Annotated in this window: 24 protein-coding genes, 3 tRNA genes and 1 pseudogene; 10 read left to right on the top strand and 18 right to left on the bottom strand. The window is 73.0% G+C overall.

Annotation, left to right across the window (positions count from 1 at the left end):
- Positions 1-26: 26 nt before the first annotated feature.
- A tRNA-Met gene (locus ABD250_RS03185) sits at positions 27-100 on the bottom strand.
- Positions 101-142: 42 nt separating this feature from the next.
- Positions 143-215, bottom strand: a tRNA-Thr gene (locus tag ABD250_RS03180).
- A 129-nt stretch (positions 216-344) separates the two neighbouring features.
- Here ABD250_RS03180 and ABD250_RS03175 point away from each other — a divergent pair.
- On the top strand, positions 345-1,067 hold the full coding sequence (locus tag ABD250_RS03175; RefSeq protein ID WP_182657722.1) for a glycosyltransferase family 2 protein: 723 nt from the start codon (positions 345-347) through the stop codon (positions 1,065-1,067).
- A gap of 66 nt (positions 1,068-1,133) precedes the next feature.
- Here ABD250_RS03175 and ABD250_RS03170 read toward each other — a convergent pair whose 3' ends face one another.
- The 6 genes from ABD250_RS03170 to ABD250_RS03145 form a co-directional block, all read right to left on the bottom strand.
- On the bottom strand, positions 1,134-2,432 hold the full coding sequence (locus ABD250_RS03170) for a prenyltransferase (protein WP_311201592.1): 1,299 nt from the start codon (positions 2,430-2,432) through the stop codon (positions 1,134-1,136).
- Positions 2,429-2,803, bottom strand: coding sequence for a lycopene cyclase domain-containing protein (locus tag ABD250_RS03165; RefSeq protein WP_344390577.1), 375 nt, complete (start codon positions 2,801-2,803; stop codon positions 2,429-2,431). Before ABD250_RS03165 ends, ABD250_RS03170 begins: the two co-directional genes overlap by 4 nt.
- Positions 2,800-4,506 carry a phytoene desaturase family protein gene (gene crtI, locus ABD250_RS03160; protein ID WP_344390575.1) on the bottom strand — a complete coding sequence of 569 codons (1,707 nt, stop codon included), beginning with the start codon at positions 4,504-4,506 and terminating at the stop codon, positions 2,800-2,802. The genes ABD250_RS03165 and crtI overlap by 4 nt, the downstream gene beginning before the upstream one ends.
- Positions 4,503-5,384 carry a phytoene/squalene synthase family protein gene (locus ABD250_RS03155; RefSeq protein ID WP_259845278.1) on the bottom strand — a complete coding sequence of 294 codons (882 nt, stop codon included), beginning with the start codon at positions 5,382-5,384 and terminating at the stop codon, positions 4,503-4,505. Before ABD250_RS03155 ends, crtI begins: the two co-directional genes overlap by 4 nt.
- The gene (locus tag ABD250_RS03150) at positions 5,381-6,415 is read right to left on the bottom strand and encodes a polyprenyl synthetase family protein (RefSeq protein WP_259845276.1); all 1,035 of its coding nucleotides are present in this window, start codon (positions 6,413-6,415) and stop codon (positions 5,381-5,383) included. The genes ABD250_RS03155 and ABD250_RS03150 overlap by 4 nt, the downstream gene beginning before the upstream one ends.
- Before the next feature lie 175 nt (positions 6,416-6,590).
- A tRNA-Tyr gene (locus ABD250_RS03145) sits at positions 6,591-6,673 on the bottom strand.
- Positions 6,674-6,817: 144 nt separating this feature from the next.
- Between ABD250_RS03145 and ABD250_RS03140 the strand changes: the two genes are divergently transcribed.
- The 4 genes from ABD250_RS03140 (at position 6,818) to ABD250_RS03125 (ending at position 10,154) form a co-directional block, all read left to right on the top strand.
- On the top strand, positions 6,818-7,312 hold the full coding sequence (locus ABD250_RS03140; RefSeq protein WP_179523183.1) for a YajQ family cyclic di-GMP-binding protein: 495 nt from the start codon (positions 6,818-6,820) through the stop codon (positions 7,310-7,312).
- A gap of 94 nt (positions 7,313-7,406) precedes the next feature.
- Positions 7,407-8,147, top strand: a complete 741-nt coding sequence (gene modA, locus ABD250_RS03135) for a molybdate ABC transporter substrate-binding protein (RefSeq protein ID WP_344390958.1) — start codon at positions 7,407-7,409, stop codon at positions 8,145-8,147.
- On the top strand, positions 8,144-8,938 hold the full coding sequence (locus tag ABD250_RS03130; RefSeq protein ID WP_425551857.1) for an ABC transporter permease: 795 nt from the start codon (positions 8,144-8,146) through the stop codon (positions 8,936-8,938). Before modA ends, ABD250_RS03130 begins: the two co-directional genes overlap by 4 nt.
- Entirely contained in the window at positions 8,931-10,154 is a 1,224-nt protein-coding gene (locus ABD250_RS03125; protein ID WP_344390570.1) for an ABC transporter ATP-binding protein, read from the top strand. The genes ABD250_RS03130 and ABD250_RS03125 overlap by 8 nt, the downstream gene beginning before the upstream one ends.
- A 221-nt stretch (positions 10,155-10,375) precedes the next feature.
- On the opposite strand, the gene ABD250_RS03120 is transcribed toward ABD250_RS03125, so the two are convergent.
- Entirely contained in the window at positions 10,376-11,416 is a 1,041-nt protein-coding gene (locus ABD250_RS03120) for a polyprenyl synthetase family protein (protein ID WP_182659280.1), read from the bottom strand.
- 135 nt (positions 11,417-11,551) lie between these two features.
- On the opposite strand from ABD250_RS03120, the gene ABD250_RS03115 reads away from it, so the two are divergent.
- Positions 11,552-12,811 (top strand): geranylgeranyl reductase family protein, encoded by a 1,260-nt coding sequence (locus ABD250_RS03115; RefSeq protein WP_344390568.1) that lies wholly within the window; start codon positions 11,552-11,554, stop codon positions 12,809-12,811.
- Positions 12,812-12,943: 132 nt separating this feature from the next.
- On the opposite strand, the gene ABD250_RS03110 is transcribed toward ABD250_RS03115, so the two are convergent.
- The 5 genes from ABD250_RS03110 to ABD250_RS03090 form a co-directional block, all read right to left on the bottom strand.
- Positions 12,944-13,633, bottom strand: coding sequence for a demethylmenaquinone methyltransferase (locus ABD250_RS03110; protein ID WP_259845269.1), 690 nt, complete (start codon positions 13,631-13,633; stop codon positions 12,944-12,946).
- Between the two features lie 128 nt (positions 13,634-13,761).
- On the bottom strand, positions 13,762-15,006 hold the full coding sequence (locus tag ABD250_RS03105) for a glycosyltransferase family 4 protein (protein ID WP_344390563.1): 1,245 nt from the start codon (positions 15,004-15,006) through the stop codon (positions 13,762-13,764).
- Positions 15,007-15,043: 37 nt separating this feature from the next.
- Complete coding sequence (locus ABD250_RS03100) at positions 15,044-15,517, bottom strand: DUF3592 domain-containing protein (RefSeq protein WP_182653942.1); 474 nt, start codon at positions 15,515-15,517, stop codon at positions 15,044-15,046.
- 2 nt (positions 15,518-15,519) lie between these two features.
- Positions 15,520-17,364 (bottom strand): 2-succinyl-5-enolpyruvyl-6-hydroxy-3-cyclohexene-1-carboxylic-acid synthase, encoded by a 1,845-nt coding sequence (menD, locus tag ABD250_RS03095; protein WP_344390561.1) that lies wholly within the window; start codon positions 17,362-17,364, stop codon positions 15,520-15,522.
- Positions 17,365-17,374: 10 nt separating this feature from the next.
- Complete coding sequence (locus ABD250_RS03090; RefSeq protein WP_344390952.1) at positions 17,375-18,388, bottom strand: helix-turn-helix transcriptional regulator; 1,014 nt, start codon at positions 18,386-18,388, stop codon at positions 17,375-17,377.
- A gap of 219 nt (positions 18,389-18,607) precedes the next feature.
- On the opposite strand from ABD250_RS03090, the gene ABD250_RS03085 reads away from it, so the two are divergent.
- Positions 18,608-19,099 (top strand): DinB family protein, encoded by a 492-nt coding sequence (locus tag ABD250_RS03085; RefSeq protein WP_241730839.1) that lies wholly within the window; start codon positions 18,608-18,610, stop codon positions 19,097-19,099.
- A gap of 101 nt (positions 19,100-19,200) precedes the next feature.
- Positions 19,201-19,818, top strand: coding sequence for a mycothiol transferase (locus tag ABD250_RS03080; RefSeq protein WP_182617835.1), 618 nt, complete (start codon positions 19,201-19,203; stop codon positions 19,816-19,818).
- 65 nt (positions 19,819-19,883) lie between these two features.
- Here ABD250_RS03080 and ABD250_RS03075 read toward each other — a convergent pair whose 3' ends face one another.
- The 3 genes and pseudogenes from ABD250_RS03075 to ABD250_RS03065 all read right to left on the bottom strand — a co-directional run bounded on the left by ABD250_RS03075 (position 19,884) and on the right by ABD250_RS03065 (position 22,889).
- Entirely contained in the window at positions 19,884-20,672 is a 789-nt protein-coding gene (locus ABD250_RS03075) for a WS/DGAT domain-containing protein (RefSeq protein WP_338404260.1), read from the bottom strand.
- Between the two features lie 251 nt (positions 20,673-20,923).
- A pseudogene (locus ABD250_RS03070) lies at positions 20,924-21,169 on the bottom strand (wax ester/triacylglycerol synthase domain-containing protein); the annotation flags it as partial.
- A 232-nt stretch (positions 21,170-21,401) separates the two neighbouring features.
- A complete protein-coding gene (locus ABD250_RS03065; protein ID WP_241730838.1) occupies positions 21,402-22,889 on the bottom strand; it encodes a WS/DGAT domain-containing protein in 1,488 nt (495 codons plus the stop codon).
- A gap of 114 nt (positions 22,890-23,003) precedes the next feature.
- Between ABD250_RS03065 and ABD250_RS03060 the strand changes: the two genes are divergently transcribed.
- Together ABD250_RS03060 and ABD250_RS03055 are read left to right on the top strand one after the other, a co-directional pair.
- On the top strand, positions 23,004-23,594 hold the full coding sequence (locus ABD250_RS03060) for a flavin reductase family protein (RefSeq protein WP_182617832.1): 591 nt from the start codon (positions 23,004-23,006) through the stop codon (positions 23,592-23,594).
- Between the two features lie 434 nt (positions 23,595-24,028).
- Positions 24,029-24,985: a type IV toxin-antitoxin system AbiEi family antitoxin domain-containing protein gene (locus ABD250_RS03055; RefSeq protein ID WP_179523196.1), complete on the top strand. Its 957-nt coding sequence runs from the start codon at positions 24,029-24,031 to the stop codon at positions 24,983-24,985.
- A 399-nt stretch (positions 24,986-25,384) separates the two neighbouring features.
- Here ABD250_RS03055 and ABD250_RS03050 read toward each other — a convergent pair.
- A partial coding sequence (locus tag ABD250_RS03050; RefSeq protein WP_344390552.1) for an o-succinylbenzoate synthase occupies positions 25,385-26,454 on the bottom strand: 1,070 nt, incomplete at its 5' end.

The raw sequence follows: 26,454 nt of genomic DNA, 5'->3' as shown, positions 1-26,454 counted from the left end.
TGGGCGGCCTTCGTGATCCTGATCGGTACCGGTGGGGGGACTCGATCCCCCGACCTCACGATTATGAGTCGTGCGCTCTAACCAGCTGAGCTACACCGGCATGCCCTGCCAGTCGGGCGATCGAACCGCCCCGCACAGTGCGAGCCCCCTGACGGAATCGAACCGTCGACCTTTTCCTTACCATGGAAACGCTCTACCGACTGAGCTAAGGGGGCCGGCCACTCCGGTTCGCGAATCACTTCGCGGCTCGGGGTGAAAGCCTCTAGCAGATTACACACAGGCTCGAACGGGGCACAAATCGCCCGGTTGGATGGGGTCGGCGCCCCGCTGGCAGGATGAGGGGCATGCGCATCTCCGTGGTCGTCCCCGTCCTCGACGACGCCCACGAGCTCGCCGGGTGCCTCGCGGCCCTGCGTCGCCAGACCAGGACACCGGACGAGATCGTGGTGGTGGACAACGGTTGTGCCGACGACAGTGCCGAGGTGGCCCGCGACGCCGGGGCCAGGGTGGTCACCAAGGCCGTGCGGGGCATCCCCTCGGCCACGGCCACCGGTTACGACTCGGCCTCGGGAGACGTGATCGCCCGCCTGGACGCGGACTCCCGCCCGGGCCCGGACTGGGTGCAGCGGATCGACAAGGCGTTCACCGAGGACCCCGAGCTCGTGGCGATCTCCGGCCCGGGCGAGTTCATCGGGCTCAGCGGCTGGCGGGCCCGCGCCGCCCGGCTGCTCTACATGGACGCGTACTTCGTCTCCGTGGGCGCCGCGATGGCGCACCCGGTGCTGTTCGGGTCGAACCTGGCGATGCGGCGCGAGGCCTGGGATCGCGTGCGGGACGGGGTGAACCGATCGGACCCGGAGCTGCACGACGACATCGACCTGTCGTTCCAGTTCGGTGCCGCCGACCGCCTCCGGGTGGACCGGTCGCTCACCGTGGGCATCTCGGCGCGCCCGTTCGACGATCCCGCCGCGATGCGCCGGCGGTTCTCCCGCGCGTTCCGGACGATCGCCCGCAACTGGCGCATCAGCCCGCCCTCGCAACGCTGGATGGCCCGCGTCCAGCGCTGAGGCCTCAGGCGCGTCCTCGACGTGCGCGCCCCGGAGGTCGCGTGACCGCGGGGGCGGCGAGCGGCGTCAGGACCAGACGAGCACCGACCACAGAACGATCTGCGACACGCAGAAGCCCGCCAGCATGTTGAGCACCAGGAAGCGCTTCCAGCCCTCGTTGGTGCGCTCGGCATCGGCGTCGGTGACCCCGACATAGGCCGCCACGGTGGCGAGGTACGGCAGGATCGCGAAGGCTGCCCCGGAGGCCGGCCACGGCGCCGCCGCCAACAGGACGACCACCGCCGCGGCGTAGCAGGCCAGCGCGAACCACACCGCGGCCCGGGCCCCGAGCACGGTGGCGACGGACTTCAGGTCCGCCTCGCGGTCGAAGCGGACGTCCTGCACGGCCCCGAAGGCCTGCGAGGCCGCACCCCACAGCATGAACGCGATCAGGCACACCCACACCCCCCCGGTCAGTTCCGCACCGGCGATGGTCCAGCCGACGATCGCCGGGGAGACGAAGTGGAACGCGGAGGTGAGCGAGTCCAGGAACGGGATCTCCTTGAACCGCAGCCCCTTGGCGCTGTAGGCGATCACCGCGAACGCGCTCGCGGCGAGCCACAGGGACGACTCCACCGTCCCCGTCAGCACCAGGTACACGAGGAACGGCACGGTGGTCACCGCCGAGGCCACGAGGGTGGCCGTGTGACGGGACCGCTCGAGCACCGACCCCTCGACCCCGCCCTTGCGGGGGTTGCGCAGGTCGGACTCGTAGTCGAAGACGTCGTTGATCCCGTACATCGCGAGGTTGTACGGCACCAGGAAGAAGATCGTGCCGATCACGCCGACGAGGTCGAACCCCCCGGTGGCCAGGAAGTACGCCAGGGCGAACGGCGCGGCGGTGTTGACCCACGACACCGGCCGGGACGACCAGAACAGCGTGGTGAGCAGTCCCGGCGTCCCGGGCCGCTCGGGGGTGCGGACCTCGTCGTCGTCGCCGGGCTCCGGGGCGCGCGTCAGCAGCGCGTCCCCCCTCCCCGACACCGTCGGGCTCCCCACCTCGGCCCCGACCCGGGGTGACGCGGTGAGCAACGCCCACACCGACGGCACGAAGACCGCCGCGGCCACGGCGTAGGCGAAGTCCTCGATGGGCGCCACACCCAGGCGGATGCCGCTGGTGAGCGAGTCGTCATAGGCCACGAGCCCGGCCGAGATCATGATGTTGTCGAAGACCGCGGTGAGGATCATGAGGATCAGCAGCGCGCCGCCGACCCCGATCAGCCACCGGCGTCTCTCGGGCCCGCGCAGGCGCCAGGCCGCGAGGAGGGCCACGGCCACCACGGGGATGGACATGGTGAGGTTGAGGGTCGTGTACAGGCTGGTCACCGGCGTTCCCCCGTCATCCGGGAGGGCCGGGACGCCCTGGCCGCCCGGGAGTCCCGCGCGTGGTCGACCGCGCGCGAGACCCCCGCCGCGCACACCAGCGCGAGGTGGGACAGGAACGCCAGGAACACGACCTCCTCGAACGGGATCTCCGGCGCCACCAGCAGCCCGGTCATGAAGTCGGTCTGTCCGCGGAAGAACACCCCGCTGCGCACCCCGAGCACGTCCCAGGTGAGCAGCAACGCCACGGAGGCGGAGACGGCGAGCGCCGCGGCGGCGGGCGCACGGAACGCCGCCAGCTTCCAGCGGTGGTCGATCACCAGGATCCCGGCGAAGGAGACCGCCTGGACCAGGAGATAGGACAGCCCGATCACCTGTCGAACACCGCTCTGTCGAACACCGTGCCCCCGCCGGGCTCCGCCACCGGGGCGGTCCCCGTGTCGCCACGGACGTGTTTGAGCACCAGCTCGGCGCTGATGAGGCACATCGGCAACCCGATCCCGGGGATGGTGGACGCCCCCGCGTAGTAGAGACCGTCGACGTGCCTGGAGACGTTGCGGGTCCGGAAGAACGCGCTCTGGGCCAGCGTGTGGGCGGGGCCGAGGGCGGTGCCGCGCCATGCGCCGAGGTCATCTTCCAGGTCCGCCGGGGCGATGGTGCGACGGACGACCACCCGCTCGGCCAGGTCCGGGATCCCGGTCCAGTCGGCGATCTGGGCGATGGCCTGGTCGGCCGCCGCCTCGATGGTCGCGTCGCCCGCGCCGTCCACGCCGCCGTGGCCGAGACCCGGGTCGGCGGGGATGGGGACCAGGACGAAGAGGTTCTCGTGCCCGGCGGGGGCGATGCCGGAGTCGGGTCCGTCGGTCGCGCTGGGTCGGCAGACGTAGAGCGAGGCCGGGTCGGGGATGTGGGTGGAGTCGCCGAAGATGGCGTCGAAGCCCTCCTCCCAGCGGTCGGTGAACAGCAGCGTGTGGTGCGCCAGCTGCGGCAGCTCCCCCCGGACTCCGAGCAGCATGAGCAGCGCGCCTGGTCCGGGCGTCTTCGAGTCCCAGTAGGACTGCGGGTAGGTGCGGAGCTCCTCCGGGAGCCACCGGGTCTCGAGGTGGTGCAGGTCGGCGGCGCCCACCACGAGTCCGGCGGGCAGCGTCCGCTCGGTGCCGGACCGGTCTCGCACCCGGACGCCGGTCACCCGGGCGCGGGCCGTCCCGCCGTCCGAGCCGGCGTCGGAGGTGGTGGTGAGTTCCACCGCCTCGGTGCCCGTGTGGATACGCACCCCCTGCGCCTCGGCCACCCGGCGGACGGCGGCGATGAGCTCGGTGAACCCTCCGCGCGGGTACAACACCCCGTCGGTGAGGTCGAGATGGCTCATCAGGTGGTAGATCGACGGGGCGAGGTACGGCGAGGAGCCCAGGAACACGGCCGGGTAGCCGAGGATCTGGTGGATCCGGCGGTCGGTGAACCGGCGGGCGACGAAGGACTGCAGCGGCTGGACGAGCCGCGCCACCAGCGACCCCGCCCGGGCCAGCACGTCCGGTCGCACCAGAGCGGGGTACGAGGTGAAGTTGGTGTAGAGGAACCGGCGCAGCGCCAGGTCGTAGGTCGCCCCGGCCGAGTCGAGGTACTTCCCCAGAGCGGTACCCGCGCCCGGCTCGAGCGATTCGAACAGGTCCTGCGACGCCTGGCGATCCGAGCGGATGTCGACCGGGTCGGCCTGCCCCTCGAAGTAGACGCGGTATCCGGGATCCAGCCGGACCAGGTCGAGCTCCTCGGCGGCCGACGAGCCGCACAGCCGGAAGAAGTGGTCGAACACCTCGGGCATCAGATACCAGGACGGGCCGGTGTCGAAGCGGAACCCGTCCGCCGACCAGCTGCCGGCGCGACCGCCCACCTCGTCCGTCGCCTCGACCAGCGTGACGTCGCGGCCCTCGCGGGCGAGCAGGGCGGCGGTGGCCAGTCCGGCGATCCCTCCGCCCACCACCACGACGGGGCCGTCCGGGGCCTGCCCGCGCGCGTGGGCGCCGGGCAGTCGGTCCGTCAGGGCGCGGACGCCCGACCCGACGAGGCTCCGGGCGCTCATCGCACGACCGCCCGTCCACGGGCCGCGCCGGATCGTCCCCGCCCGGAGGCGGCCCGTCCGATCACGGCGAGCTTGACCGGGCCCGGCACCCGGACCCGGCCCGCGCTCACCCCGGCCGCACCGGCCACACGCAACCGGTCGTTGAGCTCGGCGAACAGGTCGTGCGCGGCCAGCACGGCGACCCGGTCGCGCCCTGGGATCCGGTCGATCGAGGCGCGGGCGATGCGCAGGTCGGCGTCCACGTCGTCGGCGAGCTCGGCGACGTCCCGGTCGGTCAACGCGCGCGGGTCACGGCCCGGCAGGTAGTTGCGGCCGAGGTCGAGCGAGTCCTCGCGGATGTCGCGGAGGAAGTTGACCTTCTGGAAGGCCGAACCGAGCGCTCGTGCTCCGGCGGCCATCTCGTCACTGTCACCCAGTCCCCCACCGGCGAACGTGCGCAGACACATCTCCCCGATCACCTCCGCGGAACCGTGGATGTACCGGCGCAGGGACTCCGGCGTGTGCTCGGTGACCTCCAGGTCGGCCTCCATGGAGTCGTAGAACGGGTCGATCAACCGGGCGCCGATCCCGAACCGGCGGGCGGTGTCCGCGAAGGCGTGCGTGACCGGGTCCGGATCGAGACCCCGCTCGACCGCGCGGTGGGTGCGACGGCGGGCGTCGGCGATGAGCTCGCGGGCGGCGTCGGGGTCGTCCATCGCGCCGTCGACGACCTCGTCCCCGACCCGGGCCCACGCGTAGATCGCGGCCACGTGCGGCCGGGTGGCCGGCGCCAGCAGCCTGCAGGCCAGGGAGAACGAGGTGGAGTACCGGCGCAGGATCACGTCACTGCACGCGCGGGCGGCCTCCGTGAACTCGGCGTGCGGGCTCTGCGGGGTCATCGGGTCCTCTCGAGGGCGGTGGCCAGGTGGGGGTCGAGCGCGGAACGGAGTTCATGGGGGACGGCCGGGGAGTCCAGGGCGGCGCGGGCGGCGGTCACCAGGTCTTCGGCGATGCCCAGGGCGTGATCGCGGGCGCCGCACTCGGCCAGCAGCGCCCGGGCGGCGGCCGGGTCAGGGCCGGGCCGGCCGGCGTCGGTGCCACCGAGCGCGGCGTCGATGCGCGGCCAGAGATCGGTGGTGGCGGCGAAGGCCAGCAACACCGTGGGGGCCCGGCGCACGAGATCGCCCTCGTTGGACTTGCCGGTCACCGCCGGGTCGCCGAACACGCCCAGGACGTCGTCGACCACCTGGTACGCCGTGCCCAGGTGGCGACCGGTCTCACGGAGCGGGGGGATCATCTCCTCCGGCCCCCCGGCCAGGACCACGCCCAGCACCATGGGCAGGGTCACGGAGTAGGCCGCGGTCTTGGCGGCACCGATCGCCAGTGCGTGTTCCTGCGTGGTCGGCTCACCGTGGGCCGCACCGTGCACGTCGGCGTACTCCCCGGCGATGGAGGCCACCACCGCGCGTTCGACCTCCGCCATGGCGCGGTGCAGCACGGGCGCCGGCACGGGCAACCGGGCGAACTCGCCCATCGCGGCCACCAGGAGGAGATCCCCGCCGAGCAGTCCCCCCACCATGCCGACGTGCGCGGCGGTCTCCCGGGACAACCCCTGCTCGGCACCCCGCGTTGTGGTCCGACCCTGCAGGTTGGGCCGGCCCCGGCGGTGGTCGTCGCCGTCGGCCACGTCGTCGTGGACCAGGAAGGCCTCGTGGAGGAGTTCGAGCGCCTGACAGGCGGCGGCGCGAACCGCCTCGTCGCGACCGCCGGCGTGCGTGTAGACCGCGTCGAACAGTGCCGAGCGCATGCCCTTGCCGGATCGGGTGGTGCGGTCGAGATCGGCCGCCCAGTCGTCGACGGCGGGACCCAGGCCGTCGGGCAGGTCGCGAGAGGTCATCCGCTGGGCGGCGCTTACCGAATCCAGTGTCATGTCCTGTTGTTCGGAGCCGACCCTGTCGTGGATACCCCTCACCTCGAATCTTTTCGATGAGATGCGGCACACCGGCGTCCCGCACCCGGCGCCGCTGATGTCCACGGTGTCACACGGCCACACTATCGCGGCCAGGAAATGCACGAAGACCCCCGCTTGTGGCGGGGGTCTCGCGTGCCAGATGATGGATTCGAACCAACGTAGGCATAAGCCGACGGATTTACAATCCGCTCCCTTTGGCCGCTCGGGCAATCTGGCGTGCACCCTTGAAGGCGCTAGGACACGATACAACGCGTGTGACCCCCGGTGCCAAATCGGGGGCCGGCGGGGTGGCCCGGGCGGATGTCACGGCCGGGTAGCCTGGCCGGGATCGTCCCCCAACCCAGGAGAAGGAGCGCGTCCATGGCCTCGGAGTCCTCGTTCGACATCGTCTCGGAGTTCGACCGCCAGGAGGTGGACAACGCCCTCAACCAGGCCGCCAAGGAGCTGGGCACCCGCTACGACTTCCGCGGTACCGACGCCGGTATCGAGTGGAAGGGTGACGACGCGGTGGAGATCGTCGCGGCCTCCGAGGACCGTGTGCTGGCGGCCAAGGACGTGTTCATCGAGAAGCTGGTCCGCCGGGGCCTGAGCATGAAGGCGCTGGAGGTGGGCGACCCGATGCCGTCCGGTAAGGGCTTCCGCCTGGTCGGCTCCCTCAAGCAGGGCATCGACAAGGAGAACGCCAAGAAGATCACCAAGCTCCTGCGCGACGAGGGCCCCAAGGGCGTCAAGGCGCAGATCCAGGGCGAGGAGATCCGGGTGTCGTCCAAGAAGCGCGACGACCTGCAGGAGTGCATGCAGCTGCTCAAGAAGGCCGATCTCGAGGTCGCGCTGCAGTTCACCAACTACCGGTAGTCCGACGACCGTGCCCTTCCCAGGGGGACGCAGGAGGAGCCGGCGGCGTGCCGCCGGCGCGGGCGGCGTGCGGGTGCTCGCCGCGGCCGTGGGGATGTCCCTGCTGGCGGGATGTTCTGTCGGGATCGACGACGACGAGGGCTCGCCTCTGCTCACGGTCTTCGCCGCCGCCTCGCTCACCAGCGCGTTCACCCGGATAGCCGAGGACTACGAGCGTCAGAACCCCGAGGTCGAGGTACGGCTGTCCTTCGACGGATCGGCCGGGCTGGTCGACCAGATCGCCGGGGGCGCTCCCGCCGACGTGTTCGCCTCGGCGGATGCCGCGAGCATGGACCGGGCGCTCGCCGAGGGACTGATCCCCGGTGAGCCGGTGGAGTTCGCGACCAACGTCCTCACCCTGATCACCCCGCCCGGGAACCCCGCCGGCGTCACCGGTCTGGACCGCTCACTCGACGGCACCCGGTTGGTCGTGTGCGCTGACGGTGTCCCCTGCGGCGACGCGGCGCGCGCGCTGGCCGCGGCGGCCGGCGTCGAACTGCGACCGGTGAGCGAGGAATCCAAGGTCACCGACGTGCGCGGCAAGGTCACCTCCGGGGAGGCCGACGCCGGGATCGTCTACGTCACCGACGCCCGCGCGGCCGGGGACCGGGTCGAGCAGATCGCGATCCCCGCGGCGCGGACCGATCCCAACCGCTATCTGATCGCGGCGACGGGCCAGGCGGATGCGGCACCCACAGATGCGGCCCGGGCGGAGGCGGCCAGGCGCTTCGTCGACGCCGTCACCGGACCGTCGGGGCAGGCCGTGCTCGCCGCCCACGGGTTCGGCCTCCCGTGACCCGACCCCCGCTCCCCCGCTGGCTGCTCGTCGCCGCGACCCTCGCGGTGACCCTGGCCGCCGTGCCGCTGCTGGGCATGGCGGCGCGTATCCCGTGGGCCGAGGTCCCCGAACTGCTCACCTCGGAGGCCGCACGGCAGGCCGCGCTGCTCAGCCTGCGCACGTGCGTGGTGTCCACCATGCTCTGCGTGCTGCTGGGCACTCCCCTCGCGGTGCTGCTGTCCCGCAGCCACGGGCCCCTGGCCGGTGTGGCCCGCACGGTCACGGCGCTGCCGATGGTGCTGCCGCCGGTGGTGGCGGGGCTGGCCCTGCTCACCACGCTCGGGCGCACCGGCGTGGTGGGCCGGCACCTGTCCGTGCTGGGAGTCGAGATCGGCTTCACCACCGCCGCCGTGGTGATCGCGCAGACCTTCGTGGCCATGCCGTTCCTCGTCATCTCTCTCGAGGGGGCCCTGCGGTCGGTGGACGCCCGGCTCGAGCGCACCGCCGCCTCCCTGGGCGCCTCCCCCACCCGGGTGCTCGCCACGGTGACGCTGCCGATGGTCCTGCCCGCCCTGCTCGCCGGGGCCTCCATGTCCTTCGCCCGCGCGCTGGGCGAGTTCGGCGCCACCCTGACCTTCGCCGGATCGCTGCAGGGGACCACGCGAACGCTGCCGCTGGAGATCTACCTGAGCCGGGAGGCGGACTCCGAGTCCGCCCTCGCGCTGGCCCTGCTGCTGATCGTGGTGGCCGCGGTGCTCCTGGCGACCTCGGCGTTCGTCGCACGACGGGTGGCGGTGTCCCGTGGCTGAGCGCCCACTCGCCGGGCGCCCGGCAGACGCCGGCGCCGCCAGTGCTGCCGCCGCCGCTGCTGCGGCCGCGCTCGACTGCCGGGTCGCGGAGCGCGACGTCGAGCTCAGCCTCACGGTGCCGGCCGGCCGCCGGGTCGCGATCGTCGGCCCCAACGGGGCGGGCAAGTCCACCGCCCTGGCCCTGCTGGCCGGACACCTGCGCCCGGACTCGGGGGAGGTCCACCTCCACGGGCGGCCGGTCAGCTCGCCGGGCCTCCACGTACCCGCGCACCGCCGCCGCGTGGTCTCCCTCGAGCAGCGGCCCGGGCTCTTCCCCCACCTGTCCGCGCTGGACAACGTGGCCTACGGACCGCGCGCCCGCGGCGTGCGCAGACGCCCGGCCCTGGACCGCGCCCGCGCCGAGCTCGAGGCCGTGGGCTGCGCCGACCTCGCCGACCGCAGGCCCCACGAGCTGTCCGGTGGCCAGGCCCAGCGTGTCGCGCTCGCCCGGGCCCTGGCCGTGGATCCCGAGCTGGTCCTGCTGGACGAGCCTCTGGCCGCACTGGACGTGGAGATCGCGCCCGGGATCCGGCGACTCCTCGCGGACCGGCTCACCGGTCGCACGGTGGTCATGGTGACCCACGATCCGCTGGATCTCTGGGCGATGGCGGACGACGTCGTCGTGATCTCGCGGGGTCGCGCCGTCCAGTCCGGCACCGTCGAGGGCGTGCTGTCCCGCCCGGGGTCGGATTTCGCCGCGCGCCTGGCGGGCGTGTCACTGCTCGAGGGCACGGTGGTCGACGACGACGAGCTGCGCACCCCCGGCGGCGACGCCGTCACCGGCTACCGCCCGGACGCGGAGACCGCGGAGGTGTCGGGCTGGGTGACGGGTGCGCGCGCGATCGCGACCGTCGATCCGCGGGCGGTGGCCGTCCATGCGGCGCAGGGGCCCGCGCAGCAGGCAGGCGACGCCGCCGGGTCAGCTCCGAACGCCGGGTCAGCCGCGAACGGAGTCGCCCCCCGGAGCCTGTCCAGCGCACGAAACGCCTGGCCGGCACGCGTGGTGGGGCTCGCCCCGGCGGGGGCGCTCACCCGGGTGACCACCGAGCTCCGCGACGGCCAGCGTGTCGACGCCGAGGTGACCAGCCGATCGGCCGCGCAGCTCGCACTCGCGCCGGGAGTGGACGTGACGCTGGTGGTCAAAGCCGCGCAGGTCGCTCTCTACCCGCGCGCCTGACGTCGGACCCGGACTCGCCCCCACAACCGCTCCCGGCGATGGACTCCGGCGTGTACCGCTGCTCACGCGCGAGTTCACCGTTAGGAGCGGATGCCGCACGGGTGGGCAGGCGCGAGAGCGGAAGCCAGCCGAGCGCTGGACGGGTGTGCAGGCGCGAGAGCGGAAGCCAGCCGAGCGCTGGACGGGCGCGCAGGCGCAGGAGCGGATGCCCGGCGCGGCGGTCAGCTCACGCGGTCGACGGTGAACCGGACCAGCCGCCGCAGCGCCTCGTTCGCGGGACCGGCGGGCAGCACGTCCAGCTCGGCCATGGCGTCCGCCACGTACTGCTCGAGCGTCGCCCGCGCGCGCCGCATCCCCTCGGAGGCGCGGAGGAGATCCAGGGCCTCGTGGACCTCGGAGTCGTCGGTCAGCGGCTGCCCCAACAGTTCACGGAGGCGGTCGCCGTCGGTGGAACCGGCCTCGAGCGCGTAGATCATGGGCAGCGTGTGCACACCCTCGCGCAGGTCGGTCCCGGGAGTCTTGCCCGAGTCGGACGACGGAGAGGCGATGTCGATGATGTCGTCGGCGATCTGGAACGCGATCCCCACGGCGTCTCCCAGCCGTCGCAGACTCTGGATCTGCTCGTCGGAGGCGCCGGAGTACTCGCCGCCGAACTGGGCGGCGGCCGCGATCAGCGACCCGGTCTTCTCCCAGATCACGCGGAGGTAGTGACCGGCGGCGTCCCCGCCGTCGCCCGGACCGACGGTCTCCCGCATCTGCCCGGTGACCAGTTCCGCGAAGGTCTGGGCGATGAGCTGGACCGCGGCCGGGCCGAGGTCCGCCAGGAGCATGGAGGAATGGGCGAAGAGGAAGTCGCCGGCGAGGATCGCGGTGGAGTTGTCCCAGCGGCTGTTGGCGGACTCCACGCCGCGGCGCACGGCCGCCTCGTCCATCACGTCGTCGTGATAGAGCGTGGCCAGGTGGATCATCTCGCACACCACGGCGGCCTTGACCAGGCGCTCGCGGTCGGGTTCCGGACCGAGCTCTCCGGTGAGCAGGGTGACGACGGGCCGGAAGCGCTTCCCGCCGGCGGTGACCAGGTGCAGGGCGACCTCGGTGAGGAAGTCCTCCCCGGTCTCGAGTCGGCTCACCAGGAGCTCCTCGACCTCCACCAGTCGCGCCCTCAGCAGCGCCGCGAGATCCGCGTCGCCGACGTCCACGCCCGCCACCACATGGTCGGGCGCCGTCTCAGCGGTGCCGGTCGTCACAGAATCGCTCGACATCCTCATTCGTCCTCGTCGCCTGGTGCGGACCGGCATCGACCGACCCTGACGACAGACTACGGTCCCCACCCGGGGGCTGCGGCACCCCACCCCGGCCGAGGTCGGCGCCGACCGGTCCGGCGCGGACCTGCCACCATGGAGCGCATGGACCCACGGCCGCGACCTCCCGCTTCGACCGATGTCCTCGTGGTGGGGTGCGGGCCCGCCGGTTCGGCGACCGCCACGTGGCTGGCGCGTGCCGGCCGCGAGGTCACGGTGCTGGACGCAGCGGAGTTCCCGCGGGACAAGACCTGCGGCGACGGCCTGACCCCGCGGGCGATGGGCGAGGTGGACCGGTTGGGTCTGGGCGACTGGGCCCGTGACCGGATCACCATCCAGGGGCTGGAACTGCGGGGCTTCGGCCACGAGCGGCGCGTGCCGTGGCCGGCCGGGGATCACGGCGGGGTCGCCTCGGCGGTGCGCCGCACGGTGTTCGACGACCGCCTGCGTGAGGCCGCCGTCGAGGCCGGGGCGACGGTGCTCGACGGGGTGCGCGTGACGGACGTGGAGAAGGGCGACGACGGCGAGGTGGTCGCGGTCCGGGCCGGGGCCGATCGCATCGCGTGCCGGACGCTCGTTCTCGCCGACGGCGTCCGCTCGCCGGTGGGTCGGTTGCTCGGCCGGACCTGGCACCGCGACTCGGTGTACGCCGTGGCCGCCAGGTCGTACGTGCGCTCGTCCAGACACGATTATCCGTGGATCGGGTCCGATCTGGAACTCCGTGACGAGGCGGGGACCATCCAACCCGGCTACGGCTGGGTGTTCCCGCTGGGCGACGGCGAGGTCAACCTCGGGGTGGGGGCCCTGGCCACGGCGTCGCGGCCGGCGAACGTCGCGGTCAAGGACCTCCTGCGGCACTACGCCCGTAGCGTACGCGGCAGCTGGGCGCTGGAGGGTGACCCGCGTGCGGTGACGTCGGCGCTGCTCCCGATGGGCGGTGCGGTCTCGGGACTGGCCGGGCGGAACTGGGCGGCGGTGGGTGACGCGGCGGCCTGCGTCAACCCGCTCAACGGGGAGGGTATCGACTACGCCCTCGAGGGCGGTCGGCTCCTCGCGGACCTGGTGGTCGCCGGCGGCCCGGGCGGTGACCTGACCCGGGCGTGGCCCGAGGTGCTGCGCAGGAACTACGGCGAGGCGTTCGCGATCGCCCGGGACGCCGCCCGGTTGCTCACCTACCCCCGGTTCCTGCCGTTGGCCGGGCCGGTGGGGATGCGGTCGCAGACTCTGATGTCGGCGGCCGTGCGGTGCATGTCCAACACGGTGGCGGAGTCGGATCGCGACATCGTCGCCCGCGGCTGGAGGGCAGCGGGCTCGGTGGCCCGCCGGTTCGACCGCCGCCCGCTCTTCGCGGACTGACCCGGCTCTTCGCGGACTGACCCGGCTCTTCGCGGACTGGCCCGGCCGCGCCGCTCGCGCGGCCCCGGGTATGTGCCGCACGCGGTGATTCAACCCTGCGGGTCGGGAGGGCTGGTCAGGCCGGGCTTCGGGTCAGGCCGGGCGGCGGGCCAGGTGGATCGCGGCGATCCCGCCGGTGAGGTTGGTGACGCTGCAGCGCTCCCAACCGCTGGACTCCACCAGCGAACGCAGGGCCTGCTGGTCCGGCCAGTCGCGGATCGACTCGGCGAGGTACACGTACGCATCGGGGTTCGAGGACACGCTGGTGGCGATCCTGGGCAGCGCCCGCATCAGGTAGTTCATGTACACCGCACGGAAGGGCGGGAAGACCGGGGTGGAGAACTCCACCACGGCCAGCCGCCCGCCCGGCCGGACGACTCGCGCCATCTCGCGCAGTCCCGCCGCGGTGTCCTGCACGTTGCGCAGTCCGAAGCTGATGGTGGCGGCGTCGAAGGAGTCATCGGCGAACGGCAGCGCCATGGCGTCGCCGGCGACCTTGGGCACGTCCCGTCCGGCGCCGGCACGGAGCATGCCGAGCGAGAAGTCGGCGGCGACGCACCACGCGCCGGACTTCGCCAACTCCACCGTGGAGACCGCGGTCCCGGCGGCCAGGTCGAGGATGCGTTCCCCGGGACGGGGTGCGAGCAGCGAGCGCGCCCGGCGGCGCCACACGTGGTCCATGCCCCCGGAGAGGACGGTGTTGGTCAGGTCGTAGCGCTTCGCGACGCCGTCGAACATCGACGCGACGTCACGGGGCTGCTTGTCGAGATTGGCGCGGGACACGCCGTCGACGCTACCCCGCCGTGGAGCGGCGGACCGGCTCAGGCCCGTCGCTCCCGTGGGCCGGCTCAGGCCCGTCGCTCCCGTGGACCGGCCCGGGCCCGCCGGACCGCGCGGGCCCGTGGGTCGCCTCAGGCGACCACTCGCGTGGCTCGCCCGGTGCCGACCCCGCCGGAGGTCGAGCGGGCGCCGGCGGCGCGGTAGTGGTCGAACAGCTGGCCACAGACGGCGTCCCAGGTGCGTCCCACGACGGTCGCGCGGGCGTCCGCCGCCAGCCGCGCGTGGTCGGCCAGCACCAGATCCACGGTCCGGGAGATCTCCGCCGCGTACCGGCGCGGGTCGAGGAGATATCCGTTGACCCCCGGCCGGACCAGGTCGCGCGGACCACCCTGGTCGGGGCCCACGACCGGCACCCCGGAGGACTGGGCCTCCTGGATGGACTGACAGAACGTCTCGAACTCACCGGCGTGGCAGAACACGTCGAGGGTGGCGTAGGCCTGCCCGAGTTGGTCTCCGTGGAGCTCGCCGGTGAAGATCGCGTGGGGCATGGCGGCCCGGAGCGCCGGGCGGTCGGGGCCGTCGCCGACGATGACCAGTCGCAGGTCCCCGTCCGGGCCAGACCTGTCGGCGAGCGCCCGGAGCCGCTCGACGTGCTTCTCCGGCGCCAGGCGCCCGACGAATCCGACGACGGGCCGCCCGTCCGGGGACCAGCGATCGTGGAGGGCCTGGCTGCGGTGGCAGGGGGCGAACCTCTCCGAGTCGACGCCCCGCCCCCACCGGTACAGGCGCGGGACGCCGTGCGCCGCCAGGTTCTCCATCGCGGCGGTGGACGGGGCGAGCGTGCGGTCGCAGGTCGAGTGGACGGCCCGGGTCCACGCCCAGGCCGCCTCCGCCATGGCGCCGATCCCGTAGGAGGTGGAGAACCCGGCGACGTCGGTCTGGTAGACCGCCACCGACGGGACGTCCAGTGCGCGTGCCGCGGCCGCACCGGCCGCGCCCAGGACGAACGGCGAGGCCAGGTGGACCACGTCGGGCGAGAAGTGCCGGAGGGCGTTGTACACGCTCGGGCTGGGCGCGCCCACGGGCAGCGAGGACACCACCGGGACCCTCACGGCGGTGACCCGGTGGACCGGATAACCCAGGTGGTGGTCCGGTCCGGGCGCACCGGAGGTGCCGAGCAGAGGCGCCATGGCGCTCACCAGCGGGTGGGCCCGGACCGCATCGGTTGCCCCGCGGCGCAGGCCGACGTTGCCGGACGGCGCGACCACCAGGCAGTCGTGGCCGTGCCGACGTGCGTACTCGAGGACCCTCAGGACGGAATTGGTGACGCCGTTGACGCTGGGCAGGAACGATTCGGTGACGATGGCTACGCGCACACCGTCACTGTCTCCCGCCCGGACCACCGGACGGTGATCAGCGCGGGTCGGTGCGGGGAACTCGTGGTGTCAGCCGGTGAACCCCTGGTGACGCGACGGCATACGCGAGCGCGGCGAGCGGTATGACCACCGCGGGGACGGAGAGGGCGGGCAGCACGGCGACCGTCCAGCTCCGGCCCGAGACGCGCACGAGGTCGGGGTTGGCACGCCGGAACTCGACCTGGACCCGCTGCCCCTCGATCAGCCCGACCGGGTAGAACACCCCCGTCACCGGCCGGACGTGGTGGCCGCCGCCGGCGTCGAACTCCACCGCGGCCCGTCGGTCGGTGACCTCGGTGACGGTGGCGGTGGCGCTGCCCATGTCCCGGTCGATGCGCTGGTCGTTGACGAAGCAGGCCAGCAGGATGAGCGCGGCCGTCAGGAGCGAGAAGGCGGCGGTGACGACGGCGGTGGCACGCACGATCCGCCGGGTCCGGACCGCGCGGCGGGCCCGCCTGCCGGCGACCGTCATGCTCACCCGCCGGCCCCCGGACCGCCGGTCTCCGGCCCCCCGGGCTGCGGTGCCTGCGCCGCCGGAGACCCCTGCGGAGCCGACAGCGCCTCGTCCCGCATGGCCCCGTGCAGTTCGCGCAGGCCGGCGCGGTCGGTGGCCACCCGGACGACCCGCAGTCCCGCGGGCACGATGTCGCGGTGCGCGACGGCCGCCTCGGAGAGCAACTCCTCGAGCCCGGCCGGGTCGGTGTCGGTGAAGGGCACCCCGAACCCCGCGCAGAGGGCGGCGAGATCGGCCCCGTGCGGGGTGCCGAACACGCGCTCGAAGTCGGTCGCCAACCGCGGATCACCCTGTTCGAGCAGGGCGAAGATGCCGCCCCCGTCGTCGTCGGCCACCACGATGGTCAGGTCGTCGGGGTGCTTCTCCGCCGGCCCCAGCAGCAGCCCGGACACGTCGTGGAGGAAAGTCAGGTCGCCGAGCAGAGCGATCGTCCGGCCCGGTGCGGACAGCGCGACACCGATCGCGGTGGACACGGTGCCGTCGATCCCGGACGCGCCCCGGTTGGCGTACACGGCCACGTCCGGGTCCAGCGGGCCGACCAGGGACAGGTCACGGATGGCGTTGGAGGCACCCACCACGAGGTTGTCCCCGCCTCGCACCCCCCGGGCCACCGCCCGGGCCACGTGCAGGCCGGTGGGCGCCGCGGTCTCGAGGTGGCGGTCCAGGACCCGGTCGACGGCGGCCCGGGCGCGGGCGTCGGCGCGCCCGGTGAGACCGGTCCACGCGTCGTCGACGCCCCATCCGGTCAACACGGAGTCCGCGAGTTCGGCCGCACTGCCGGTGGGGTTGGGGGCGTGCGGGCCCGCGTCGAGGATCACCAGGTCCACGTCCGGGTCCGCGAGCAGCCGGGTCACCGACCGGTGCAGGGTCGGCCGCCCGGTCACCACCACCTGTTCGGGCCGCAGCCCGGGGACCGCCAGGGGGTGCACGGGGTGCAGCGGGACCGGGGCACCGGGCTCCGCCACCGTCGGTACCCCCACGAGCCCGGCCACCGGCCCGGCCCCGGCGCCCGAGATGACCAGCGTGGGGCGGGTGAGGTCCACGGCCACCGCGGAGTCGGCGGGTGCGGAGTCGACGCCCGCGCCCGCCCGCTGGACCCAGGGTCGACCGTCCGGACGCCCGGGCGGGAGTCCGTCCGACCTCCCGTCGGGGCCCACCTCGTCGTCGTCGCCCTGGTCTGTCCCTCCCGCACCGCCCACGACGTGGTCCTCGTCGCCCTCGGCCGGGACCAGCGGCTCTCGGAAGGCGATGTCGACCTGCACCGGACCGGGGTGGCCCGGCGCGGTGGCGGTGAGGATCGCGCGGCCGATCGCGCTGCGCCAGTGGCGGTGCTCGACGTCGGGGTCGCCGGCCGCGCCCAGCTCGATGACGGCGCGGGCGTGCGGACCGAACAGCCCCACCTGGTCGATGGTCTGATTGGCGCCGGTCCCGCGCAGCTCCGGCGGGCGGTTGGCGGTGAGCGCGAGGATCGGCACGCCCGAATGGGCGGCCTCGACCATCGCCGGGTGGAGATTGGCCACCGCGGTGCCGGAGGTGACGACGACGGGGACCGGTCGCCTGGAGCCCGAGGCCAGCCCCAGGGCGGTGAAGGCCGCCGCGCGTTCGTCGATCCGCACGTGCAACACCAGCCGTCCGGTCCGCTCGGCGGCGGCGAGCGCGAGCGCGAGGGGCGCGCTGCGCGAGCCGGGGCACAACACCGCGTCGGTGACCCCGTGGCGGATCAACTCGTCGACGACGACGCGGGCCTGCGCGGTGCTCGGGTTGCTGGCGCGCGGCGTGCTCGGGGTGGCCTGGCTGGGGTTCATCACCTCCAGCCTAGTTGTCGCCCCCGGTGGTCGCCGGGTCGTCGTGGTCGGGCTCCACCGGACCGGCCGCGTGGGCAAGCCGCCCCGCGATCGCCGCGAGATGCCCGCGCAGCGAGTCCGGGGACTCCACGACGAACGGCCCGGGCAGTCGCCCCAGGTGCCAGGCCAGCTCGTCGAGCTCCGGCGCGCCGGTCTCCAGGCGGCAGGCCGGTCCGTCGGGGTGGTCGGCGGACCGCAGCTCCGTCACCGTTCCGTACGTGGGCGGGAAGCACTCGAGCACCTCCTCGGCGGGGGCGTGGACCACGACGCTCGCGAGATGCTCGTACGGCGCGGCGGTCACCGAGTGCTGGACGTGGGTGGCCGGGTCGGGCACGTCCGGCCGCGGGGTGAAACGCCAGCGACTGCGGTGCACCGCCCGGATACGGTCCAGTCGGAAGGTCCGCCAGTCCGCGCGCTCGAGATCGTAGGACAGCAGGTACCAGCGTCGGCCCAGCACGACGATCCGGTAGGGCTCGACCCGGCGTTCGGTGTCGCGGCCGGCGCGGTCACGGTAGTCCAGCCTCACCTGCTCGCTCCCCCGCACCGCGTGTCCGAGCTCCATGAGCAGCTCCGGCTCGACGGGGGTGTCGGTGCCGGGGACGGCCACCATCGACTCGCTGACGTCGGCGACCTTCTCCCGCAGCCGTCCCGGCATGACCTGGTCGAGCTTGGTCAGGGCGCCCAGTGCGTGCTCGCCGACGCCGGCCACGGCTCCCCCGGCCGCCAACCGCAGGGCGATCGCCACGGCCACGGCCTCGCGGTCGTCCAGCAGCAACGGCGGCAGCCGCCGGCCCGATCCCAGCCGGTACCCCCCGCCCGCGCCGCGTTCGGACTCGACCGGGTAGCCCAGGTCGCGCAGTCGGTCCACGTCCCGCCGCACCGAGCGGGTGGTGACCCCGAGCTCGGCCGCGAGTTCGGGCCCGGTCCACACGGTGCGCCGCTGCAGCAGGTCGAGCAGCCCCAGCACCCGCTGGGTCGTGGGCATCTTGTCCTCGGTCACGTCGTCCACTCTCGCACCGGCAGAGGACCAGATCTGTCCTGATCACCTGAGAGTCTGCTGTCGGACCGCGAGAGAGCCGCCCGACCGTCGGCCGACCGCCCCCACCACCGGGAGACCACCATGACCACAGCCCGCACCATCGACTGGACCGACCAGCTCGCCGATCAACTCGAATACCACTAGACCGGCCACCTCCGGCCTCGCCTGGAGGGACTGACCGACGCCGAGTACCACTTCTCCCCCGCACCCGATGATCGGACCTGGGGCGTGCGCCCCCGGGGCACCGGTTCCGCGGAGGTGCAGGCCGGGAGCGGCGACTTCACGATCGACTTCGCCTATCCCGAACCGCGGCCCGCACCGCTGACGACCATCGCGTGGCGGATCGGCCACGTGGTCGTGGGAGTGCTCGGGGCCCGGTGGCACGACCACTTCGGCGGACCGCCCCACGATTACATGACCCACGAGTTCGCCGGTGACGCCGTGGGCAGACTCGCCCAGCTCGACCGCACCTACGCGGGCTGGATGGAGGGGGTCCGGGGGCTCGACGACGACGCCCTCGCCGCGCCCGTCGGGGAGGCCGAGGGCCACTGGTCCGCCGCCCCCATGGCCACCCTCGTCCTGCACATCCACCGCGAGGTCATCCACCACGGCGCGGAGCTGTGCCTGCTCCGCGACCTGTACGCCCACACCCATTGATCCGGTCGACCCGTCTGACCCGTCTGACCCGTCTGACCCGGACGACCCGTCGGCATCCGCCGACACCACACCATCCCCGACCCACCACCGAGGAGTTCGCCATGCCACTGTTCGCCGCCACCCACACCACCGAGCGCGACACCCTGCTCGAATGGATCGACGACGCTCTCGTCAACGCCCGCTCGATCGTCCACGGCCTCACCGGCGACCAACTGCGGGCGCGTCCGGTCCCGTCGAGTGAGCTGACGCTCGGCTGGCTGATCCTGCACATCGGTCAAGTGGCCGAGGACTGGCTGGGCCGGGCGGCCGCCGCGCCCGACCCCCTGGAGACGGGACGCTCGCTGCCGGAGACCTTCGAGTGGGCCGAGGCCGTCAACCGGGTCGATCCCGACGCGACCGCCGAGGAGGTCCTCGCCGAGTACGACCGTCGGTGCGCCGCGGGACTCGCCCATCTCCGAGCCGCCGACCTGGACGCGCGGGTCCCCGTCCCCACCGAGATGCCGTGGTTCCCGTCGGACCTGGCACCGTTCAACGGCCGCTGGGTCGCACAGCACGTGCTGACCGAGATCAACCGGCACAGCGGGCACGCCGACCTCCTGCGCGAGGCGCTCGACGGGCGCACGATGTACGACCTGATCGCGGAGGACCAGGGCATCGACATGTCCTACATCGGTGCCTGGTTCGCCGCCCACCCGGAGGTCCCGGCGCCGGCGTGGTGAGTCGGCGCCGACGTGGTGAGTCGGGTGGGCGCGGGGACGGACCGGCCACGCGGCGTGACCGCGGGTCAGTCCTCCTCGTCCCATCCGGCGAACGTCGCGAACTTGTCCTCGATCATCCCGGCGACTTCGCCCGGGTCGGGCACGAGTCCCGCGTCGGTGGCGATGCCCACCGAGACCTTGCCGTTGTAGCTGAAGATGCAGATTCCGAAGGCCTGGTCGCCGCTCATCGGAACCCAGCCGAGTATCCCCTCGACAGGAGTGCCGGCGATCCGCACCGTGGAGACCGGCCCGGGGACCGACGTGAGCTGGCCGACGGTCTTGTTGGCGAGCAGGTCGACCACCGCGCGCGCCACCGGGCCGGGAGTGACCGCGACGCCGAGCATGGTGGCGAAGTTGACGTGTGGTTCGAACGAGTAGCGCACCCGGGACATGGATGTGGCGATCGCGTCGATGAGCTCGTCGGCGTCGTCGATCCCCAGCGGCAGGCGCATGAGGATGATCGTGAGGTGGTTGCCCAGTTCCTCCGGCAGTTCGTCAGCCACCGGCTCGATGGACATCGGCACCATGAGATTGATGTCCGAGACCCGACGATCGCCGTGGGTGTCGAGGTACTCGGTGAGCGCCCTGGACACCGCCGCGAGCATCACGGTGGTGACCGTGGTGTCGTGCGCCTTCGCCACCCTCTTGATCGCCGCGAGGTCCAGCCCGGCGATCCAGGAGACCTTCTTCCGGGCGTGGGCGTGGCCACTCCACGACAGCTCCGGCGATCTGGGTTCGAACAGCAGCCGGAAGGTCGCACGGTAGGTGTTGGTCGTCCTGTTGGTGGGGTCGATGGTGTCGGCCAGGGATTCCACGACGCGCGTGGCACCCTGGTGACCCCGCGGCCCGGGGCCACCACGGCCCTGGTCAGTCGCGCCATCGTCACGGGGTGTCGCGCAGACCCAGGACCAACTGGGTCAGCCGGACGCCGTCGACCATCGCGTGCTGGACCCGGAACAGGACCAGCGCACCCTCCCGCCCGGCCTCCCGCCCGGCCTCGTGGCCGTGGCCGTGGTAGCCCCTCGAGGAACTCGGCCCGCCACAAGGGGCGGTCGTCAGGGAGCTGGATGCTCATCTGCTCGGAGACGTACGCCTCGGCCTCGGCCCGCCCGCCCGGCGCGGGGAGCCGCCCGCGGATCAGGTGGTGGGAGAGGTCGAAGTCGGGATCGTCCTCCCAGTACCACCGCCTGCCCTCGCGAACCGGGACCCGGCGGAACACCGGGTGGGGTTCGACCATCCGCGACGCGATCGCCTCGGAGACCGCGTCCCAGTCGGGGATCTCCGAGAACCACACCAACGACGTGATGTACATGAGGTTGTCGGGGCGGTCCATGTGCAACCACAACTGATCCCGCAGCGGAATCCTGACCCTCGTCCTCTCCCCCATCGTCTCGACCCCCCAGCCGCGATCGACCACCGAGCCATCTGCGCTCCACTCCAGGCTAGAACAGGTGTGACCGACATCACGGGGGTTCTCCCTGTTCCCCACGCCTATCGAGGACCACTTGCCGGCCTGGTGAGGAGAGGCGCGGCGGCGGCAGCCCTCAGGCCGGGGCCTCCCAGCCGTCGAAGGTCGCGAACTGACCCTCGATCATCTCGGCGACCCGGCCCGGGTCCGGCACGAGCTCGGCATCGGTGGCGATCCCCACGGACACCGTGCCGTCATAGCTGAAGATGCAGATCCCGAGCGCCTGGTCGCCACTCATCGGCACCCAGCCGAGCATGCCCTCGACCGGGGTTCCCGCGAGCCGCACCTCGGAGACCGGACCGGGTACCGAGGTGAGCTGGCCGACGGTCTTGTTGGCGAACAGGTCGACCACCGCGTGCTGCACCGCGGTGGGGGTGACGGCCACGCCGAGCATGGTGGCGAAGGTGATGTGTGGCTCGAACGAGTAGCGCACCCGGGTCATGGACGTGGTGATGGCCTCGATGAGTTCGTCCGCGTCGTCGATCCCCAGCGGCAGGCGCATGAGGATGAGAGTGATGTGGTTGCCCAGCTCCTCCGGGAGGTCGTCGGTGCTCGGTGTCAGCGAGACCGGCACCATGAGGTTGATGTCGGAGACCCGTCGGTCACCGCGGGCGTCGAGGTACCGGGTGAGCGCCTTGGACACCGCGGCGATCATCACCGAGGTGACGGTGGTGTCGTGCTCCGCCGCCACCCTCTTGACGGCCGCGAGGTCCACCCCGGTGACCCAGGAGACCTTCTTCCGGGCGTGGGCGTGGCCACTCCACGACAGCTCGGGGGAACGGGGCTCGAACAGCAGGCGGAAAACCGAGCGGTAGGTGTTGGTCGTCATGTTGGTGGGATCGATGGTGTCGGCGAGGGATTCCACGACACGCGTGGGCACCCGGGACAGCTCCCCGCCCGGGGCCACCACGTCCCTGGTCAGTCGCGCCATCGTCACGGGGAATCTGATCGTGGCGCCCGCGAGGCCGCGGGCGATGCCGAGCGTGTCCTTGGCCAGCCCTGCCCCGGCCTGGCCCACCGCGCCCAGGACACCGCCGCCCGATGAGGACAGCTCCCGACCCACGTTGGGCAGCGGGTCGTCGTCGTCGCGGTCGCACAACCCCAGGACCAGCTGGGTCAAACGGATCCCGTCGACCATCCCGTGCTGGACGCGGAACAGCAGGAGCGCCCCCTCCCGGTCGCCACCGTGACCGTGGTAGCCCTCGATGAACTCGGCGCGCCAGATGGGGCGGTCGTCGGGGAGTTGCAGCCCCATCTGCTCGGCGACGTGCGCCTCCGCCTCGGCGCGCCCGCCCGGCGAGGGAAGGCGCCGTCGGACCAGATGGCGGGAGATGTCGAAGTCGGGATCGTCCTGCCAGTACCACCGTCGGCCCCGTCGCACCGGGACCCGGCGGAACACCGGGTGGGGTTCGACCATCCGCGACGCGATCGCCTCGGAGACCGCGTCCCAGTCGGGGACCTCGGCGAACCACATCACCGAGTTGATGTACATGAGATTGTCCGGGCGGTCCATCATCAGCCACAGCTGGTCCCGCAGTGGAATCCGGACTCTCGTCTCCGTCATCGTCCCCGGCCCCTCTCGCCCGCCCCGCTCACCGTCATGTGCTCGCCGCCCCAGGCTAGAGCAGCTGTGACCGGGATCACGTCACTCCCCCCGAGACGGCGGGACAATGGCGAGATGCGCACCATCCACACACCGGACGATCCCCCGGCCAAGGGTTTGTACGCCCTGCTCACGGCATCGGTCACTCCCCGGCCCATCGCCTGGGTCTCGAGCGTCTCCGCCGACGGGGTGTCGAACCTCGCGCCGTATTCGTTCTTCACCGTGGCCTGCGCCGACCCCGCGATCCTCTCGGTCACCTCGATCGGCCGCAAGGACACGTACCGCAACGTGGTCGAGACCGGGGAGTTCGTGGTGAACATCGGCACCGAGTCGCTGATGGAGCTCATCAACGCCACCTCGGCCCCGGTCGGCCCGGAGGTCGACGAGTTCGTCCTCTCCGGCCTGACCGCCGAGCCCTCCGAGGTGGTGTCGGCGCCGCGGGTGGCCGAGGCGCCGATCGCGTTCGAGTGCGTGCGCCATGACGTGATCGACCTCGGCACCAGTGCGATGCTCCTGGGCCGCGTAGTGAGCGTGGCGATCTCCGGTGATGTCCTGGCGGACGACGGGCTCCCCGACTTCGACGCACTGCTCCCGCCCTCCCGGCTGGGCCGCCACCAGTGGGGACTGGCGCCGCGGACGAGGGAGCTGCCCAGGCCGAGGAAGTAGGCGGAGTCGAGACCCGCCGCCAGCCCCGGCCCTCGGTTCGCGGCGACCTGCAGGCGCTCCCGCGCCTGACGTCTCGCTCGCGCGCCTGTGCGACTCCTCGGTAGCCGCCCGCCGCCACGGCGTCTTGCGTGCGCATCGGTGCGCGCTAGACGCCATGCCGGCGGGCGCCTGTGCCGCCTGCCACCGGAGCGGTCCGTCGACCCATCCCGGAAGCCCGGCCCCGCAGTCGCTCAGCCCGGCCCCGCAGTCGCTCAGCCCGGCCCCGCAGTCGCTCAGCCCGGCCCCGCAGTCGCTCAGCCCGGCCCTGCAGTCGCTCAGCCCGGCCCTGCAGTTGCGGCAACGGTCTCCACACCCCGCGCCCCCTCCACAGCCGGGACGGATCACGCGGTCCGACGCCGCAGAAGCCGGGCCGGCGGGGCCGATACTGCGTGTCCATGAGCACAGACCGACCTCGCCCACCCGTCATCACCTCGTCCGAACTACTCGCCCGGGGTTACAGCCGCCGAGCGCGGGAGCACGCAGAGCGCACCGGACAGCTCTACCGTCTCCGTCACGGTGTCTACGTGCCCGCCGCCGACCTGCCCACCGGTCCCGACGAGGCCGAAGCCATCCTCGAGATGCGCTCGCGCGCCTCTGCGAGGTTCATCAGCCCCGGCACGGTGATGTCGCATACTTCCGCGCTCGTGCTGCACGGTCTGCCCGCCCAGGATCTGGACACCCGGCGGGTCACCACGACCAGGCACCGGCCGGGCAGCGGGAGCAGGCGGGGCGAGAGCGCGATCTGCCACAGTCTGGATCTCGGTGACGCCGTGACGGAACTCGATGGCATCCCGGTCACGACTCCGGCGCGGACGATCGTCGACGTGGCGCGGACGAGCCCGTTCACCGGTGCTGTCTGCGCTGCCGACCAGGCCCTGCGTCACTCTCTGTGCACCAGGGCCGAACTGGCGGCCGAACTCGACGCCGCCGCCGGGAGAGTCGGCATCGCGCGGGCCCGCGCGGTGGTGGCATTCGCGGACCCGGGTGCCCACTCGGTGCTCGAGTCACTGAGCCGGGTCGCCATCACCCGCGCTGGCCTCCCCATGCCCCGGCTCCAGCACGAGTTCGTCCTCCCGGACGGGTCGCGGACCTTCGTCGACATGTACTGGAAGGAATGGGGACTCGTCGGTGAGGCGGACGGGTCGGGGAAGTACGGGATCGACGACGGCGAGGCGGGCGTCCGCCGGAAGCTACGCAATGAGAAGAATCGCCAGAACGAGATCGAAGCGCTGGGCAACATCTTCAGGAGATGGCAATGGGAGGACTACCGGCGTGGCCGGATCGTGCCCCTCATCCGCGAGGCGATGAGACTTCAGGAGTCACTCGGCCGGGGGCCGCGCCGCGTGGCCTGAGGGCGGTTGCGGAATGCGTACCGTCGCCCACTCGGGAAGGATCGCCGGCCACAACACTCGCCAGTCCGTGCAGCCGCTGATGCGCCTGGCGTCTCGCGCACGCGTCTGGCGTCTTGCTCGCGCGCGTGTCCACCTCTTCCGCAGCCGCCCGCCGCGAGGGCGTCCCGCCTGCGCATCGGTGTGCGCCAGACGCCATAGCGGCAGGCGGCTGCGTGGGACCGTGCAGAGTCGGGAGCAGATTCCCTCACTCGGTGGGGCGGCGAGGGCCGAGACGGCGGTGCCGGGCCGAGCGGGGGCGGGCTGGGGTGCCGGCGGAGCCGGGGCGGGCCGAGCGGCTGGGGCGGACCGGGACACGCGCAGGACTGGCACCCGCGGGAGTGGGAGCCGCGGGGTGGTGGCTCAGAGCAGATCGTGGCAACGGCGGATCCGGTCCAGCCACCAGTCCCGCCGGTCGGGGCAGGCCCGTAGACCCTCCAGCCGCGCCGGGTCCGGGGCCACCGCCACCACCGGGAGACACCCGTCCACCAGCGAGAACACGCCCGGCTCGACCACGTCCTCCACGAAGAACCCGCCTGTGCCCAGCCCGGCGGCGGGGATCTCGTCGTCGCCCCCCGGTCCGTCACCCGCCGCTCCGTCACGCCCGGAGCGGACGCCCGGCAGCGCCGCGGCCGCCGCGACCCCGGCCGCGACCCCCACCGCCGAGTCCAACGCGCTCGACACCGTGACCGGCACACCGAGTTCCGCGGCCACGGCCAGCAGTCGGCGCGGCCCGCCCAGCGGCGCGACCTTGACCACCGCCCGGTCGGCGCCGCCCGCCCGCACCACGCGGAGCGGGTCCTCAGCGCGGCGGATGGACTCGTCGGCGGCCACGTCCACGTGCACCCCGTCCGCGGCCAGCCGGGCCCGCAGTCGCACGAGCTCCTCCACGGTGGCGCACGGCTGCTCGACGTACTCCAGGCCCTGGCCGTCGAGGGAGACCGGCCCCGTGCCCGGTGCGCGGGTGGCGTCGACCGCGCGGACGGCCTGGTCCAGCACCCGGACGGCATGAGCGGCCTCGGCGACCGTCCAGGCCCCGTTGGCGTCCACCCGGATGCGGGCGTCGGGGCGGGCCTGCAGGACCGCGGCGACCCGGGCGACGTCGTCGACGAGCTGCTGCCCGGATTCCGCGACCTTGATCTTGACCGTGGTGCACCCGGGGAAGCGGTCGAGGATCCCGGCCACCTCGCCCGCGGAGACCGCCGGGACCGTGGCGTTGACGGCGACACGCGACCGCAGGGCCGGCGGCGGACCCTGCCACGCCATCTCCAGGGCGGAGCGAAGCCAGTGGGCGGCCTCGGGGTCGTCGTACTCGGGGAAGGCGCCGAACTCACCCCACCCCGCCGGCCCCTCGACCAGCGCCACCTCCCGCTCGGTGAGGCCGCGGAACCGGACCCGCATCGGCAGGGCCACCACGTGGACGCGGGCGAGCA

This window comes from Dietzia cercidiphylli, assembly GCF_039531545.1.
Taxonomy (GTDB): Bacteria; Actinomycetota; Actinomycetes; order Mycobacteriales; family Mycobacteriaceae; genus Dietzia; species Dietzia natronolimnaea.
This window is presented reverse-complemented; position numbering and strand designations above follow the sequence as displayed.

Excerpts from the sequence above, each read along its gene's own strand:
- ABD250_RS03175 (WP_182657722.1), top strand. The coding sequence starts at position 345 with ATGCGCATCTCCGTGGTCGTCCCCGTCCTCGACGACGCCCACGAGCTC.
- crtI (WP_344390575.1), bottom strand. The coding sequence starts at position 4,506 with ATGAGCGCCCGGAGCCTCGTCGGGTCGGGCGTCCGCGCCCTGACGGAC.
- ABD250_RS03155 (WP_259845278.1), bottom strand. The coding sequence starts at position 5,384 with ATGACCCCGCAGAGCCCGCACGCCGAGTTCACGGAGGCCGCCCGCGCG.
- ABD250_RS03150 (WP_259845276.1), bottom strand. The coding sequence starts at position 6,415 with ATGACACTGGATTCGGTAAGCGCCGCCCAGCGGATGACCTCTCGCGAC.
- ABD250_RS03140 (WP_179523183.1), top strand. The coding sequence starts at position 6,818 with ATGGCCTCGGAGTCCTCGTTCGACATCGTCTCGGAGTTCGACCGCCAG.
- modA (WP_344390958.1), top strand. The coding sequence starts at position 7,407 with ATGTCCCTGCTGGCGGGATGTTCTGTCGGGATCGACGACGACGAGGGC.
- ABD250_RS03120 (WP_182659280.1), bottom strand. The coding sequence starts at position 11,416 with ATGTCGAGCGATTCTGTGACGACCGGCACCGCTGAGACGGCGCCCGAC.
- ABD250_RS03115 (WP_344390568.1), top strand. The coding sequence starts at position 11,552 with ATGGAGCGCATGGACCCACGGCCGCGACCTCCCGCTTCGACCGATGTC.
- ABD250_RS03100 (WP_182653942.1), bottom strand. The coding sequence starts at position 15,517 with ATGACGGTCGCCGGCAGGCGGGCCCGCCGCGCGGTCCGGACCCGGCGG.
- menD (WP_344390561.1), bottom strand. The coding sequence starts at position 17,364 with ATGAACCCCAGCCAGGCCACCCCGAGCACGCCGCGCGCCAGCAACCCG.
- ABD250_RS03090 (WP_344390952.1), bottom strand. The coding sequence starts at position 18,388 with ATGCCCACGACCCAGCGGGTGCTGGGGCTGCTCGACCTGCTGCAGCGG.
- ABD250_RS03080 (WP_182617835.1), top strand. The coding sequence starts at position 19,201 with ATGCCACTGTTCGCCGCCACCCACACCACCGAGCGCGACACCCTGCTC.
- ABD250_RS03065 (WP_241730838.1), bottom strand. The coding sequence starts at position 22,889 with ATGACGGAGACGAGAGTCCGGATTCCACTGCGGGACCAGCTGTGGCTG.
- ABD250_RS03060 (WP_182617832.1), top strand. The coding sequence starts at position 23,004 with ATGCGCACCATCCACACACCGGACGATCCCCCGGCCAAGGGTTTGTAC.
- ABD250_RS03055 (WP_179523196.1), top strand. The coding sequence starts at position 24,029 with ATGAGCACAGACCGACCTCGCCCACCCGTCATCACCTCGTCCGAACTA.